Genomic DNA, 14,741 nt, shown 5'->3' with positions numbered 1-14,741 from the left:
CCGCGTAGTCCAACAGCCGATGTTCGCGGATTGTGGAGGCTGTCCGCCTCACACCTCGAGCCATTCCTCGCGAATGGCGGCGTTGGACTTGAGCTGCTCTGGCGTGCCTTCGAACACGACGCGGCCGTGGCCCATGATGTAGACCCGGTTCGAGATCTTCATCGCGATCGACAGCTTCTGCTCGACCAGCAGGATGGCGACGCCGGCTTTCGCGATCCGCGCGATCAGCTCGCCGACCTGCTGCACGATCAGCGGCGCCAGGCCTTCGGTCGGCTCGTCGATCATCATCAGCTCGGGGTCGCCGAGCAGGGTGCGGCAGGTGGTCAGCATCTGCTTCTCGCCGCCCGACAGCACGCCGGCCGGCGTGTCGGCGCGGCGGGCGAGATTGGGGAACATGTCGAGCATTTCCTGCAGCCGCCACTTGCCGGGGCGGCGCGGGTCCTTGATGCCGAGGATCAGGTTCTGGCGCACCGTCAGGCTCGGGAAGATGTCGCGATGCTCGGGCACATAGCCGAGCCCGAGGCGGGCGATCTTGTGGCTCGGCAGGCCGGCGATGTCCTGGCCCTTGAAGCGGATGGTGCCGTGCGGCGGCACCTCGCCCATGATCGCCTTGACGGTGGTGGAGCGGCCGACGCCGTTGCGGCCGAGCAGGCTCACCACCTCACCGGCGGCGATGTCGAGATCGACGCCCTGCAGGATGTGGCTCTTGCCGTAATAGGCGTGAAGATTCCTGACCTCGAGCATCAGTCGACCTCCTCGCCGAGATAGGCTTCCTTGACCTTCGGGTTGCCGCGGATCTCCTCGGGCGTCCCGGAGGCGATGATGTGGCCGTAGACCAGCACCGAGATGCGGTCGGCGAGGCCGAACACCACGCTCATGTCGTGCTCGACGATCACGAGCGTGCGTCCCTCGGTGAGGCGGCGGATCAGCGCGACGGCGCGCTCGGTCTCGGCGTGGCTCATGCCCGCGGTCGGCTCGTCCAGCATGATGACGTTGGCGCCGCCGGCGATCGTGATGCCGATCTCGAGCTCGCGCTGCTCGGCATAGGTGAGCAAGCCCGCCGGCACGTCGCTGCGATGGCTGAGATGGATGTCGTCGAGGATCTGCGCGGTGCGCTGCTTCACCTCGGGCAGGTTGTCGACGTTCTTCCAGAACGCGTAGCGGTGGCCGGTCGCCCACAGCACGGCGCAGCGGACGTTCTCCCACACCGTCATGCGGGCGAACACGTTGGTGACCTGGAACGAGCGCGACAGCCCGCGCCGGTTGATCTCGAACGGCCGCAAGCCCGAGGTCACCTCGCCGTTGAGGCGGATCTCGCCCGAGGTCGGCTTGATGTAGCCAGAGATCAGGTTGAACGTCGTCGACTTGCCGGCGCCGTTCGGCCCGATGATGGCGTGACGCTCGCCCTTGGCGACGCTCAAGTTGAGATCGCGGATGATCTGGACATTGCCGAAGCTCTTCTCGACGGCGTTGACTTGGATGGCAGCGGTCATGCGAGATACCCCCGATCACGGGCCACCGTCGCGGCGCGGTCCCAGGCTTCCGCGACGCGCCGCCAGGTGATGCGCGCAACCAGGAAGCCGCCGACCACCAGAACCGCGGCCGCCGCCCAGGTCGTTGGCGCCGTGGCGACGAAGGGGATGCCGAGCAGATTGATCGGGTCGCCACCGGAGAAGCGCGCGACGGTCTCGATGGTCAGGATGATGCCGAGCGCAAACGCCAGCGTCGGAATCGCCGCGACCAGGTAGGACGGGATCACCGTGCCGAGCGTTCCGGCGCGGATCAGCGGGCGATGCTTCATCAGGATGCCGGCGATACCGCCCGGCGCGAACATCACGATGCCGATGAAGATGACGCCGAAATAGAGCTGCCAGACCGAGGTGACGCTGGTCAGCCCGAGCTGCAGATAGGTCACCAGGATGGCACCCAGGATCGGACCAAAGAAATAGGCGGTGCCGCCGATGAAGGTGGAGAACAGCACGAAGCCCGATTGCATGGCGCCGAGATAGGCGGAGTTGGCGATCTCGAAATTGATCGCGGTCAGGCCGCCGGCGATGCCGGCGAAGAAGCCGGCGAACATGTAGGCGAGATAGCGCACCACATGCGGATCGTAGCCGATGAACTCGACGCGCTCCGGATTGTCGCGCACCGCGTTGCAGATGCGGCCCAGGGGCGTGCGGGTCAGCGCGTACATCGCGATCGCCGAGACCAGCACCCAGAACGCGATCAGATAGTAGACCTGGATCTGCGGCCCGAAGGTCCAGCCGAACATCGGCATCAGCGAGGTGCGGTCGGTGGTGATGCCGGACTCGCCGCCGAACACGCTGCGCAGGATCAGCGAGGACGAGGCGACCAGCTCGCCGATGCCGAGCGAGATCATCGCGAACACGGTGCCGGCGCGCTTGGTCATGACCCAGCCGACCAGAAGCGCGAACGCCATGCCGCCGATGCCGCCGATCAAGGGGATCACCGGCAGCGGGATCGGCCAGTTGTGGTTCGCGACCGCGTTCATGGCGTGCACGGCAAGGAAGCCGCCGAGGCCGTACTGCACGGCGTGTCCGAACGACAACAGCCCGGTCTGGCCGAGCAGGATGTTGTAGGACAGCGCGAAGATGATCGCGATGCCGATCAGGCTGAACGAGGTCAGCGAGCCGCCGGAGGAGAAGATGAGCGGCAGCACGATCAGCGCCGCCGCTGCGAGCAGCCAGACGCCATAGAAGCCGAGGGCGCCGCCGGGCTCCTGCTTGGCCGCGGCAAGGGAGGGCGTGGGGGCGTTGGTCATGACTCGCGCGTCCCCAACAGGCCCATGGGGCGGAAGATCAGCACCAGCACCAGCAGCAGATAGGGCAGGATCGGCGCGATCTGCGCGATCGTGACGTTCCAGATGTCGGTGAGCGGCGAGGGGCCGAGGCTCGGATCGAGCGGCCCGAACACGCTGGCGAGCGAGCCGTTGAGCGCGACCGCAAATGTCTGGATCAGTCCGATCAGCAGTGAGGCGATGAAGGCGCCGGGCAAGGAGCCGAGGCCGCCGAACACGATGACGACGAACAGGATCGGTCCGAGATACGCGGCCATGTCGGACTGCGTCACCAGCGAGGGACCGGCGATGACGCCGGCAAGACCCGCCAACGCGCTGCCGACGCCGAACACCAGCATGAACACGCGGCCGACATTGTGGCCGAGATGGCCGACCATGCTCGGATGGGTCAGTGCGGCCTGTACGATGAGGCCGACCCGGGTCCGCTTCAGCGTCACCAGCAGCGCGATGAAGATCACGACCGAGACCACCAGCATGAAGATCTTGTAGGCGGGGTAGTTGGTGGAGAACACGGTGAAGGCCGGGAAGTCGAGCACTGCCGGGACGCGGTAGTCGACCGGGCTCTTGCCCCAGATCATCGAGACGATCTCTTCGATCGCGAAAGCCAAACCAAAGGTCAAAAGCAGCTCGGCGACATGGCCGTGCTTGTGGGTGTTGCGCAGGCCGTAGCGCTCGACGCCCATGCCGACCACGCCGACCAGCAGCGGTGCGATCACCAGCGCCGGCCAGAAGCCGATCCAGCGGGTGAGCTGATAACCGAAGAACGCGCCGAGCATGTAGAAGCTGGCATGCGCGAAGTTCAGCACGCCCATCATGCTGAAGATGACGGTGAGTCCGCTGGACAGCAGAAACAGCAGCATGCCGAACAAGACGCCGTTGAGCGTCGAGATGACGATCAGCTCAGCCACGGTGCACTCGCTTGAGAATGGGAACGGTTCACGTGATCAAAGACCTGTCGAAGGAAATTTATCACCGGTCATTCCGGGGCGATGCGAAGCATCGAACCCGGAATCTTTGGTCTCCGGGGTCGATCCTGCGGACCGCCCCGGAATGACGGAAGGAGCCGATCAGGGCCGCTTCATGTTGCAGGTGGTCGGCAGCATCGTCTGCGCGGTGTCGATCTTGGAGACGATGTGCCAGCCCCAGCCGGTGTTCTCCTCGTCGAACGGCTCCTTGGTCTTGTCGGCCAGCGAGCCGAACGAGGAGATGTAGATCGGCTGGAAGAACTGGTGGTCGTCCTTGCGCATGAAGCCCTCGCCGCCGTCGAACACGTCGAACTTCATGCCTTCGAGCGCCGCTGCGACCTTCACCGGATCAATCGAATTGGCCTTCTCGGCGGCTGCCTTGAACATCCGCATCTCGTTGACCGCGCGCGGATACCACACGGAAATGCCGGTCTTGGCGCGGAAGTCCTTCTCGAAATCCATCGCCGCCTTGTTGCCGGAGTTCGGTACGCCTTCGCTGATCTGGAACACCTGGTTCTCGAGACCGGTCTGCTTGATCGCGGTCGGTCCGCCGGCGCCGCCGGCATAATAGGTGTACCAGTTGACCTTGAGGCCGGCGTCAGCCGCCGCCTTCAGCAGCAGCGCGAAGTCCTGGCCCCAGTTGCCGGTCACGACGGTGTCGGCGCCGGACGCCTTGATCTTGGCGATGTAGGGCGAGAAGTCGGTGACCTTGAGCATCGGATGCAGCTCGTCGCCGACGACCTGGATATCCGGCCGCTTTTCGCCCAGCATCTTGCGCGCAGCCGTGCGCACCGACTGGCCGAACGAATAGTCCATGTTGATCAGGTAGACCTTCTTGATGGACGGCTGGCCCTTCATGTAGTTGGTCAGCGCTTCCATCTTGATGTCCGAGTTCGCATCCCAGCGGAAATGCCAGTAGCTGCACTTCTCATTGGTCATGCTCGGATCGACCGCGGCGTAGTTGAAGTAGAGCACTTCCTTGCCGGGGTTGCGCGAATTGTGCTTGGTGACGAAATCTTCCAACGCGGCGCCGACCGACGAGCCGTTGCCCTGGGTGATGTAGTGGACGCCGGCGTCGACCGCCTTCTGCGCCTGCACCAGGCTTTCCTGTGGATTGGTCTTGTTGTCGAGCGGAACGATCTCGACCTTGTGGCCGAGGATGCCGCCCTTGGCGTTCAACTCGTCGGCGAGATACTGGAACGTCTTCAGGCCGCCTTCGCCAACGCTGGCGCCGCCGCCGGAGAGCGGATCGATGTAGCCGATCTTGATGGATTCCTGCGCGGACGCCGCGCCTCCCAACACCGTCAGTGCTGCCGTGGCAGCAACGATCAGCTTACGCATCCTGCTCTCTCCCTTGCTCATGTTTCTTGATCTTCAGCGATCGAAGCCGTCTCATAACCTCAATTGCCGAGCCTTCGCAACTTTCGCTTTGAATACTGCGTCAAGTTTTCGCGCGAGGTACTATAATGTTATAGGCTATAAATGTTTCGAGATGCCGCTAGATCCGGCGCAGATTTGAACCGCAAGTAAACTTTTGGACGAGGCATTCGCCAGTTCGTTTTGGAACCGACGTCGTCCGAATTCCGGCGAGACAAGCCTGGTCCGGGAGCATTATAGCGGCGGGATGCGAATTGGCGATTCAAGCCGGCCGGCGCGGCTTGAGGCCCGAGAGGAAGAGCCGCGCGAAGTGATCGGCGATCTCGACGGCAGACCAGTCGCGCCGGGTCTTGAACCAGATCGGATACCAATGCCCCATGCCGGTTAAAATCCGCTCGGCGAAATATGTATCGATGCGGCGGAAGCGGCCCTCGTCGATCCAGCGTTGATAGCTGTCCTGGTCTCGGCGGATCGTCGCCAGCACCTGGCCGACATACTCTTTGCGGTCAGCGTCGTTGAGATAGTTGATGTTGTGGTAGGTCGCCTTGGGGCCGCAGGGCGTGTCGTGCAGCATCAGCAGCAGGCGGATTCGCTGGACGATGTGATCGAAGGCCCCGAGGCTGTGCTCTTGCAGATGCTCGCGAATGCTGATCTCGCCGGCAAGCCCGCGTCGCAGGCAAGCCAGCAGCAGGCTCTCTTTTTCGCTGAAATGATAGTAGATGCCGGCGCGGGTGATGCCCGCATCCGCAGCGATGCTCTCGAGCGACGTGCCCGACGCGCCCCTGCGGTTGAAGCTGTCCGAGGCAATCGACAGCATCCTGTCGAACTTCGCGGCCCGCTTGTTCAACGCCGCACGCGACGCGAGGAACGGGGCGAGGCTGAGCGGTTCGGGCATGTCGGGAAGCGCGATCTCGCGCCGGTAGACGCCGTGCGTGATGATGTCGTCGATGGCGTCGATCGCCTGCTGGCGCGTGTAGTAATCGCGTTCGGACAGCCAGAACGGCACCCAGTCCAGGATCGAGATCAGCGCCACCGCCGTGAGCTGCGGCTCGTCGCAGGCGATCGAACCGTCCGCGACGCCTCTCTCCAGGATTTTCGCCAGCAGTGCGGCGTTCTGCCAGCGCTTGGCATGGACCTCGCTGCTGTAAGGCGCGGCCAGCGCATCGATATCGGTGAACAGGATCATGCGCTGGCCCTCGGGCCGCAGCCTGCCGCGCACGAAGCGCCTGACGATCTCGAGCCCGTCGATACCCGGCTCGGCGGCCGCCTCGATTTCGTGCCGGTAGATCGCAAGGCCCCGCAGATAGCAGTGGAAGATCAGATCTTCCTTGTCGCGGAAATAGTGGTACAGCGCGCCCGGCACGGCCCGCACCGACGCCGCGACCTGCTCCATCGTCACGTTCGCATAGGAGTGGCGGGCAAACAGGCGGGAAGCTGAGACGAGGATTTCTTCAGCCCGATCCGTCGGGTCGGCGGCGACTTGCAAGCTCGAATGCCCTTCCTGATCGCGGAACGATAATCCGCACGCGAGATAATCCGCTTGGCAGCGGCTTGTCGATCTGCGATAGACGGTGGCATACCATACACCAGCAGTCCTTTGGAGAGAGCATGGCGCGCAACATTCTGATTCTTGGAGCCTCCTACGGCTCGCTGCTGGGGACCAAGCTCTTGATGGCGGGGCACAATGTGTCCCTGGTGTGCCGCAAGAACACCGCCGATCTGATCAACCGCGAGGGCACCGAGGTCCGCATCAAGCTGCGCGACGAGAAGGAGCATCGCTCGATCTTCTCGCGCGACCTGCCGGGCAAGCTCGACGCCGTCACGCCCGCCGATGTCGACGTGTCGCGCTACGACATGGTCGGCCTCGCGATGCAGGAGCCGCAATACACCAACCACACGGTTCGCGTGCTGATGATCAAGATCGCGGCGGCGAAGCTGCCGTGCCTGTCGATCATGAACATGCCGCCTTTGCCGTATCTGAAGCGGATCCCCGCGCTCGCCGGCATGGATCTCGAGGAGGCCTACACCAATGCGCAGGTGTGGGAGCGCTTCGAGCCGGGCCTCGTCACGCTGTGCTCGCCGGACCCGCAGGCGTTCCGTCCGCCGGAGGAGAAGGCCAACGTGCTGCATGTCGGCCTGCCGACCAACTTCAAGGCCTCCGCCTTCGCCGACGACAAGCACAACAAGGTGCTGCGCGAGCTCGAAGCCGACATCGATGCGGTGACGCTCGACGGCCAGGACGTTCCGGTGAAGCTCAAAGTATTCGACTCGCTGTTCGTGCCGCTGGCCAAGTGGTCGATGCTGCTGACCGGCAACTACCGCTGCATCACGCCGACGGAGCCGCAATCGATCCGCGACGCCGTGCACGGCGATCTCAGCCGCTCGCAGGCGATCTACGACCATGTCGACGGCATCGCGCGCAAGCTCGGCGCCGATCCGGCGGATCAGGTGCCGTTCGCGAAATACGCCAAGGCGGCGGAAAGCCTGCTCAAGCCGTCATCGGCGGCCCGCGCGGTCGCGGCCGGCGCGCCGTTCATCGAGCGCGTCGACCTCCTGGTGAAGCTGATCTCGCACCAGCTCGGTAACCCCAGCGCCGAGATCGACCGCACCGTCGAGACCGTCGATCAGAAGCTGAACGAGAAGATCGTGCAGGGCGGCTCCGGCGCGGAGTAATCCGAGCAGCGTCGATCAAGCGACGGCATGCTTGTACCCGGGATCATGATGCGATGACTGTCTTCGCATCATGATCCGATTTCCCTTCTTGAGCATGCGTGTGCCGTGATCTCGAGCGCCACGACTAATCGGCGCGCCCGGCGATAACGCACGGGCGTCGATAACGCCACAGCGTGCACGGCGTTGATTGGCGCCGACGCTTCTACAACCATCGGGTGGGTTTTCTAAGGACGTCACATCGCTCGTGACGAATGGGTTAGTTTGTGACGGATAAGTCAGATTTGGCGTCGTCGCGCCGTGGTAGGATAAGATGCTGACGGCGCGGACCGAGGCGAACGTAGGAGGTGGTAATCCGAAAAATCCGGATCGTTTGGAAATAATCTCGGCTCCTCAGTGTTGGTTAGCAGTTAGGCTCCAGCGGGACGACAATAACATAGGTTAAGGCCCCGCTTTCCGTCGGAACTCCCCGCGCAGTCCTTTTAATGCGCAACACTTGAAAGGGAGTGCACAGATGAAACGCATGACAGCCTCGCTTGCCTTTGGCGCTTGCCTGCTGCTTGCATCGGCGGGTGTCGCACTCGCCGCCAATCCCCATCCATCTACGACCAGCGGCACGGGACAACCCGGTTCGAACAACGGCATCGCATGCAACACCGGTAGCGTCGGTGGCGGGCCGGGCGGATCGGCGAACGGCGGTGGTTCCCCGTTCAATCCCCTTCCGACGACACCAAACGGGATCGTATATGCCGGAAACCCGGGGAATCCGACGGCGCAGCCTGGAGGCGTCGGCAATCCCGATCATTCCGTCTCCCAGTACGACGTTGCCTGCTTCCAGGCGTCACAGGTGCCGTAGTGCGGGTTCGACGGATTTGAATTGACCATCCGTTCCGGCGCCGGCGGAAGTTGACGGCGCCGACGACGGGGCGAAAGCTTGATACGGGATCACAGCCACATGCGCTTGCTCGTGGCGGTTCTGCTTTGCGCTTTGGTTCTCGGGCTCGGCTATACCTACGGCTTGGACAAGCCGGCGCCGACATATCTCACTGCGCCCGTGGAACGCGGCAGCGTCTCGACTCTCGTCAAGGCGAGTGGCACCGTCGAGGCCGTCATCAGCGTCGACGTGAGCTCGCAGCTCTCGGGGCGAGTTGCAGAGGTCTTCGTCAATTTCAACGATGCCATCAAGGCCGGCCAGCCGATCGCGCAGCTCGATCAGGAGATCTTTTCCGCGCGCGTCAATGAAGCGAGGGCTGCGCTTCGGGTGGCGAACGCGGCGACACAGGTGACGAAGGCCGCGCTGGAGCGCGCAATCGTCGCGATTGCGAACGCGTACACGGCCAGAAAGCAGGCGGAGGCGCAGTCGGCGTCGATCAGGGCGCGACAGGATGAGCTGGAGCGGGAGTTCCGGCGCAAGTCCGAGCTGATGCGCACCGGCAGCGGCACCGAGCGTGACCTGGGCCAGGCTCGCGCTCTGCGTGATGCCGGGGCGGGCGAGCTGCGTGCTTCTCTCGAGCAGATCGAGATGAAGGCGCAGGCCATTGCGATTGCCGATGCCGAGAGAAACATGGCCGAGGCCAATCTCGAGAATGCGCAGGCCGTCGCCGAGCAGAGGCAGGCGGTGCTCGAGCAGGCACGGGTTGACCTGGATCGCACCGTGCTTCGCGCACCGATCGACGGACTCATCATCAAGCGGGACGTCAACCCGGGTCAAACCGTCGCCGTCAGCCTCGAGGCGAAGACGCTTTTCAAGATCGCCAACGATCTGCGCCAGATGGAGGTGCACGGAAAGGTCGACGAGGCCGACGTCGGACAATTGAAAGTCGGGCAAACGGCCCTGTTCACGGTAGATGCCTTTCCGGATCGGACGTTCACCGGACGGGTCTTGCAGATCCGCAAATCACCCGAGGTCGTGCAGAACGTCGTCACCTATACGACGATCGTCTCCACATCGAATCCGGACCTTCTGCTGCTGCCGGGAATGACCGCGCAACTTCGGATCGTGGTCAGCGATACCGGCGAGGTGCTCAAGATTCCCGGCCAGGCGCTGCGTTTCCGACCAGTCGAGGCCGGTTCTCGATCCGCACGTCAGGGGCAGGCCGAGGCGGCTTCGTTGAAGGCAGCCGCAACCGTCTGGCTCGTCGGTGATGACGGACAACCGAAGCCGCTTGCCGTCAAGCTGGGCGCGACCGATGACAATGGGGCAGAGCTCCTGGAAGGTCCGCTTGCGGAGGGCCAGCGTCTGATCATCGGGGTCGCCGATGCGCAAACCGTCAAACGCTCTTTCGGCATTCGTCTCGGCTTCTGAGACCGGATTTTCAAGATGCAGCCTCTGGTCCGAACCATTGCTCTCTCCAAACAGTATCCGTCCGGAGAAGCGGTCGTCTCTGCGATATCCAACGTGTCGCTCTCGATTGCGGCTGGCGAGTTCGTCGCGATCCGCGGCCGCTCGGGCTCCGGGAAGTCGACCCTGATGAACCTGCTGGGACTGCTCGATCGGCCCGACTCCGGCGAGTATGTGCTGAAAGGACAGGACGTCGCAAAATTGAGCGAGGACGCGCGCGCGGCCATCCGGAGCCGTGACATCGGCTTCGTGTTCCAATTGCCGACGCTTCTGCCGCGGGCCACGGCGCTGGAAAATGTCGAGCTGCCTCTGGTCTACGCATCCGTATCGCGCCAGAGACGTCGCCGCAGGGCGATGGATGCGCTCGCGCGCGTGGGTCTGGCGGCCCGCGGTCATCATTGGCCGAACCAGCTTTCAGGCGGAGAACAGCAGAGGGTCGTGATCGCCCGCGCGATGGTCAACGATCCCGCCGTCATCCTGGCCGATGAGCCGACCGGTTCGCTGGATAGCAGCACGAGCGAGGAGATCCTGTCCCTGTTCGACGGACTGCACCGCGATGGCCATACCCTCGTCGTGGTGACGCACGCCAATGAGGTGGCCGGTCGCGCGCAGCGACAGATCACCTTGCATGACGGACGGATCGTCCATGACGAGCGGGCGGCGGGCGAACGCTCGCGGCCGAACGTCATCAACCAGGAATCTCATCCATGAGTCCCGTGGAGAATCTGCGCATTGCGACGCGCGCGCTTCGCGCAAACAAGTTGCGCAGTGCGTTGACGGCCCTTGGAATCATAGTCGGCGTCGCGGCCGTGGTCTGCATGGTGTCCGTGGGAGCAGGCGCGCAGGCTGAGGTCTCGGAGAAGATTCGCACGCTGGGGGCCAACCTCCTGCTGGTTCTGCCCGGAGCGCGGAGCTCCGGGGGCGCGCGGCTCGAGTCCGGAACACAGCCCACCTTGACCGAAGAGGACGCCACCGCGATCCGCCGCGAGCTGGCGAACGTGCAAGTCGCGGCTCCGTTGCTGTCGCGATCGATGCCGCTGGTTGCGTTGAACAGGAATTGGAAGACGCTGGTGGCCGGAATAAATGCCGATTATCTGGTTGCGCGCGAGTGGCAAGTGGTCGAAGGGCGAGCGTTCAACGGCGACGAGACCGTGTCCGCCGCCAAGGTCGCCATCGTGGGGGCGGTGATCGTCGACGAGGTGTTCGACGGGCGCGCAGGCGTCGGCGGTTCCATTCGAATTGGCAACGTGCCCTTCACGGTGATTGGCGTTCTCGACAAGAAGGGATTGGGCGCAGCCGGACGCAGCCAGGACGACGTCGTGTTCATTCCTCTGTCAACGGCAAAAAGCCGCGTGCTCGGTGCCGTGCACGGCACCACGCGCGAAGCCCTGGATTTCATTTCGATCAAGCTGGCCGATGCGAGCGTGCGACCGGAAGTCCAGCGCGAGATCGAGGAACTGCTCCGGCAGCGCCACCGTATTCGCCGCGATGCTTCCAGTGATTTCAGGATAGAGAATCCGGCCGACGTGCTGACCGCACGCGGCGCCGCGGTCCGGACTCTCGGGATTCTTCTGATCGCGGTGGCCGCGGTTTCGCTGGTGGTCGGCGGCATCAGCATCATGAACATCATGCTGGTGTCGGTGACCGAGCGGACCCGGGAAATCGGGCTGCGCATGGCGGTCGGGGCCAACCGACGCGACATCCGCTGGCAGTTCCTGATTGAAGCCTTGATCCTCTCACTGATCGGAGGCGGCGCGGGCGCCATTCTGGGAGCGGTCGCGGCTATCGCGATCGCATGGAATGCTGGTTGGCCGGTGCTCATCAGCCCGTGGGCCATCATGATCGCCTGCGGATTCGCGGGCCTCGTCGGTGTCTCGTTCGGGCTCTATCCGGCGCAGAAGGCCGCGCGGCTCGATCCGATCGCGGCGTTGCGATTTGAATAGAAGTGGGCCAGGCGCCGCCGCCCTCGCCATGCACCGGTGATCGGCAAAGCGTGCGATCGCGGCTGCCGAATGCATGGCTCGGCTTGGTCAGTTGAGCTAGGCTGGCGCAGCTGCGGCTCGGAGCTACCGACATGCCGAACAAATCGCTTCCTCGCCTTGCAATCTATGGCGACCTCGATCGCGCGCGCGACATCCTGCGGGCGTGGTAGGCGCTCGACCACTTCTCGCCTGACGACGCCGAGCTTGTTGTGAAAGCGATCGCCGAAGGCATCGCCCGCGGCCGCAGGCACGGGATCGACATGGGGCAGTGCCATCTGGCGGCGTGAGGTGTGGTCACCGAGCACTTGCCTAGCGCTCGCCTATCGCGCCCTGCCCAAGTGAGGTGAGCACACCAGTCAGGCTCCCTCCCCCCTTGCGGGGGAGGGTGGGGAGAGGGGTGGCCCCGGGCGAGATCATTGACGAGGGCACCAACCGCGCAATGGCGCTCGCATGTCACGAATTCGGAGAGAGCTTGCCGTGTGGCACCCCTCTCCCCAACCCTCCCCCACAAGGGGGGAGGGAGCCTGTCCGCCGGTGGCTCCCTTACCCCACCGCCAAAATCGTCACCGCACGTGTCTGATGACTCGGTGTCTGGAAATCAATGGTCTGGCCGACCGACAATCCGATCAGCGCGGCGCCGACCGGCGTCAGCACCGAGATGCGGCGGAGCGCGATATCGGCTTCGTGAGGATACACCAGCACGACTTCCCTGACATCGCCGGTCTCGTCGTCGCGATAGCGTACGCGCGAGCCCATGCGCACCACGTCGTGCAGGTCGGCATCGTCGGCGACGACGCGGGCGCGGTCGGTCTCGCGCGCCAGGAACTGGGCCACGCGCGGAAACACCGCCATGCTGGAATCGGCCAGCGCGCTGAGGCGATGCGCCTCGCTCGCGGTGATGACGATCGGCGGCAATGCCGGGGCGGTAAAGCTATTCTGAATGCTCTGGGGCATGTCGGTTTGACCTTGCGGTTGATCGAAGGCGCGATAGCGCCGGCGCGCGAATGCTTCGCGCGACACGGCGGGTTGAAATGATGTTGATGACGCCTGAAGAATCCGGACGGCGCGCGATCGCCGGCCGGCTAAGTGCCTGCGTGCAGACGTCCGGCGCGCAAGCCGAGGCGCGCAATGCGGGTGTTGATGCTCAACATGTCGATCATGGCACCATCAACATAGCTGCTCGTGACGACGCATCCATTGCGGCGAAAGCGCGCACGCGCCGCGCATCACGGCTGGCCGATGCCGGTGAGGCCGAGCACCGCGCCGGCGGCGAGCGCGAGCAGCGGATGGATGCGGGTCGTCGTGGTGGCGATCGCGACGCCGGCCGCGATCAGGATGGTGCCCCAGCTCGAGGCCGAGGCGTGGGTGATGACGATGGCGCTGGCGGTGACGAGGCCGGCGGTGACCGGGACCAGCCCGGCCTGCACGGTTTTCCGCCACGGCCGGTCCTTGAAGCGTTCCCAGAGCTGCAGCGCAAAGCCGGTGACCAGCGACGATGGCCCGAACTTGGCGAGCGAGGTCACCAGCACGCCGGAGAAGCCGGCGACATGCCAGCCCACCAGCGGCACCACCATCATGTTCGGCCCGGGTGCGGCCTGCGCCAGTGCGAACAGCGCGCCGAATTCCTGCGCCGACATCCAGTGATGGATGTCGACCACCTGGCGCTGCATCTCCGGCAGGATGGTGTTGCCGCCGCCAAAGGCGAGCAGCGAGAGCTCGGCGAAGATCAGTGCGAGGGTGACGAGGGTTGCGGTCATGATGCCTGCCTCGCGCGCAAGAAGATGCTGAGCGGCGCGAGCGTCAACAGCGTCGGCAGCAGCGGCAGCCGCAACACCGCGATCGCGAGCACGCCGAGCGTGACGATCAACAGGCCGAGCACATCGCGCCGCAACGGCCAGGCGATCTTGATCGCGGTGGAGATCAAAAGTCCGGCGGCGGCTGCGGCGAGGCCGCCGAACAGATGACGCACCACCGGATCGTTGGCAAATTGGCTGTAGATCACGCCGAGCCCGATCACGACGGCGGTCGGCACCGCGATCAGGCCGAGGATCGAAGCGAGCGCGCCGGGAATGCCGCGAAACTTCAGCCCGACCGCGACCGACATGTTGATGATGTTGCCGCCGGGCAGGAACTGGCAGAGCCCGAGCAGGTCGGTGAACTCGGCACTGCTGAGCCAGTCGCGCTTCTCAACCATCATGTGGCGCGCCAGCGGCAGCACGCCGCCGAAGCCGGTCAGCCCGAGGACGAAGAAGCCCGTGAACAATTCGCCGACATCAGGTGAGACATGCTTGGTGGTCTGTGCGGCGGGTATGGCGTCCATCGGCGGAGCGGCTCCGGTTCGTTCGTTCTTGAACCGACTCTAGTTGGCCGCGTGCCAAATATCCAATATATGGACAAAGGAATTTGCATATCTATTGCATATGGATCGCCTGATGATCGAGCTGCGCCATCTCCGCTATGCCGTCGCGGTTGCCGAGGAAGGTCACATCACCCGCGCCGCGGCGCGGCTCGGCATCCAGCAGCCGCCGCTGAGCCAGCAGATCCGCGCGCTGGAAGCCGCGATCGGCGCGCCGCTGTTCCGCCGGCAG

15 protein-coding genes are annotated in these 14,741 nt (G+C 64.4%); 6 read left to right on the top strand and 9 right to left on the bottom strand.

Going from position 1 to position 14,741, the window contains the following annotated elements; genetic code table 11:
- Window positions 1-48 precede the first annotated feature (48 nt).
- The 6 genes from AC628_RS29550 to AC628_RS29525 all read right to left on the bottom strand — a co-directional run bounded on the left by AC628_RS29550 (window position 49) and on the right by AC628_RS29525 (window position 6,646).
- Window positions 49-744, bottom strand: coding sequence for an ABC transporter ATP-binding protein (locus AC628_RS29550; protein ID WP_074130277.1), 696 nt, complete (start codon window positions 742-744; stop codon window positions 49-51).
- Window positions 744-1,493, bottom strand: a complete 750-nt coding sequence (locus AC628_RS29545; RefSeq protein ID WP_074130276.1) for an ABC transporter ATP-binding protein — start codon at window positions 1,491-1,493, stop codon at window positions 744-746. The genes AC628_RS29550 and AC628_RS29545 overlap by 1 nt, the downstream gene beginning before the upstream one ends.
- The gene (locus tag AC628_RS29540) at window positions 1,490-2,782 is read right to left on the bottom strand and encodes a branched-chain amino acid ABC transporter permease (protein ID WP_074130275.1); all 1,293 of its coding nucleotides are present in this window, start codon (window positions 2,780-2,782) and stop codon (window positions 1,490-1,492) included. The genes AC628_RS29545 and AC628_RS29540 overlap by 4 nt, the downstream gene beginning before the upstream one ends.
- A complete protein-coding gene (locus AC628_RS29535) occupies window positions 2,779-3,726 on the bottom strand; it encodes a branched-chain amino acid ABC transporter permease (protein WP_050423449.1) in 948 nt (315 codons plus the stop codon). The genes AC628_RS29540 and AC628_RS29535 overlap by 4 nt, the downstream gene beginning before the upstream one ends.
- A gap of 159 nt (window positions 3,727-3,885) precedes the next feature.
- A complete protein-coding gene (locus tag AC628_RS29530) occupies window positions 3,886-5,124 on the bottom strand; it encodes a branched-chain amino acid ABC transporter substrate-binding protein (protein ID WP_074130274.1) in 1,239 nt (412 codons plus the stop codon).
- 298 nt (window positions 5,125-5,422) lie between these two features.
- Window positions 5,423-6,646: a TetR/AcrR family transcriptional regulator gene (locus tag AC628_RS29525; protein WP_074130273.1), complete on the bottom strand. Its 1,224-nt coding sequence runs from the start codon at window positions 6,644-6,646 to the stop codon at window positions 5,423-5,425.
- A 122-nt stretch (window positions 6,647-6,768) separates the two neighbouring features.
- Here AC628_RS29525 and AC628_RS29520 point away from each other — a divergent pair, with 122 nt between their 5' ends.
- From AC628_RS29520 to AC628_RS29505, 5 genes are all read left to right on the top strand, one after another.
- Entirely contained in the window at window positions 6,769-7,833 is a 1,065-nt protein-coding gene (locus AC628_RS29520) for a ketopantoate reductase family protein (protein ID WP_074130272.1), read from the top strand.
- A 511-nt stretch (window positions 7,834-8,344) separates the two neighbouring features.
- Window positions 8,345-8,686, top strand: coding sequence for an adenylate cyclase (locus AC628_RS44885; protein ID WP_210190275.1), 342 nt, complete (start codon window positions 8,345-8,347; stop codon window positions 8,684-8,686).
- A gap of 99 nt (window positions 8,687-8,785) precedes the next feature.
- Complete coding sequence (locus AC628_RS29515) at window positions 8,786-10,135, top strand: efflux RND transporter periplasmic adaptor subunit (RefSeq protein ID WP_074130271.1); 1,350 nt, start codon at window positions 8,786-8,788, stop codon at window positions 10,133-10,135.
- A 15-nt stretch (window positions 10,136-10,150) separates the two neighbouring features.
- On the top strand, window positions 10,151-10,882 hold the full coding sequence (locus AC628_RS29510; protein WP_074130270.1) for an ABC transporter ATP-binding protein: 732 nt from the start codon (window positions 10,151-10,153) through the stop codon (window positions 10,880-10,882).
- Entirely contained in the window at window positions 10,879-12,114 is a 1,236-nt protein-coding gene (locus AC628_RS29505; protein WP_074130269.1) for an ABC transporter permease, read from the top strand. The genes AC628_RS29510 and AC628_RS29505 overlap by 4 nt, the downstream gene beginning before the upstream one ends.
- A 582-nt stretch (window positions 12,115-12,696) precedes the next feature.
- Here AC628_RS29505 and rnk read toward each other — a convergent pair.
- The 3 genes from rnk to AC628_RS29485 form a co-directional block, all read right to left on the bottom strand.
- The gene (gene rnk / locus AC628_RS29495; protein WP_074130295.1) at window positions 12,697-13,107 is read right to left on the bottom strand and encodes a nucleoside diphosphate kinase regulator; all 411 of its coding nucleotides are present in this window, start codon (window positions 13,105-13,107) and stop codon (window positions 12,697-12,699) included.
- 272 nt (window positions 13,108-13,379) lie between these two features.
- A complete protein-coding gene (locus tag AC628_RS29490) occupies window positions 13,380-13,910 on the bottom strand; it encodes a chromate transporter (RefSeq protein WP_074130268.1) in 531 nt (176 codons plus the stop codon).
- The gene (locus AC628_RS29485) at window positions 13,907-14,473 is read right to left on the bottom strand and encodes a chromate transporter (RefSeq protein WP_074130267.1); all 567 of its coding nucleotides are present in this window, start codon (window positions 14,471-14,473) and stop codon (window positions 13,907-13,909) included. The genes AC628_RS29490 and AC628_RS29485 overlap by 4 nt, the downstream gene beginning before the upstream one ends.
- A 115-nt stretch (window positions 14,474-14,588) precedes the next feature.
- Here AC628_RS29485 and AC628_RS29480 point away from each other — a divergent pair.
- On the top strand, window positions 14,589-14,741 hold a 153-nt coding region (locus tag AC628_RS29480), incomplete at its 3' end, for a LysR family transcriptional regulator (RefSeq protein WP_210190276.1).

This window comes from Bradyrhizobium sp. NAS96.2 (genome assembly GCF_001908235.1).
Classification (GTDB): Bacteria; Pseudomonadota; Alphaproteobacteria; order Rhizobiales; family Xanthobacteraceae; genus Bradyrhizobium.
Note: the sequence above shows the minus strand (reverse complement) of the source record. Positions and strands in the feature narration are given on the sequence as shown.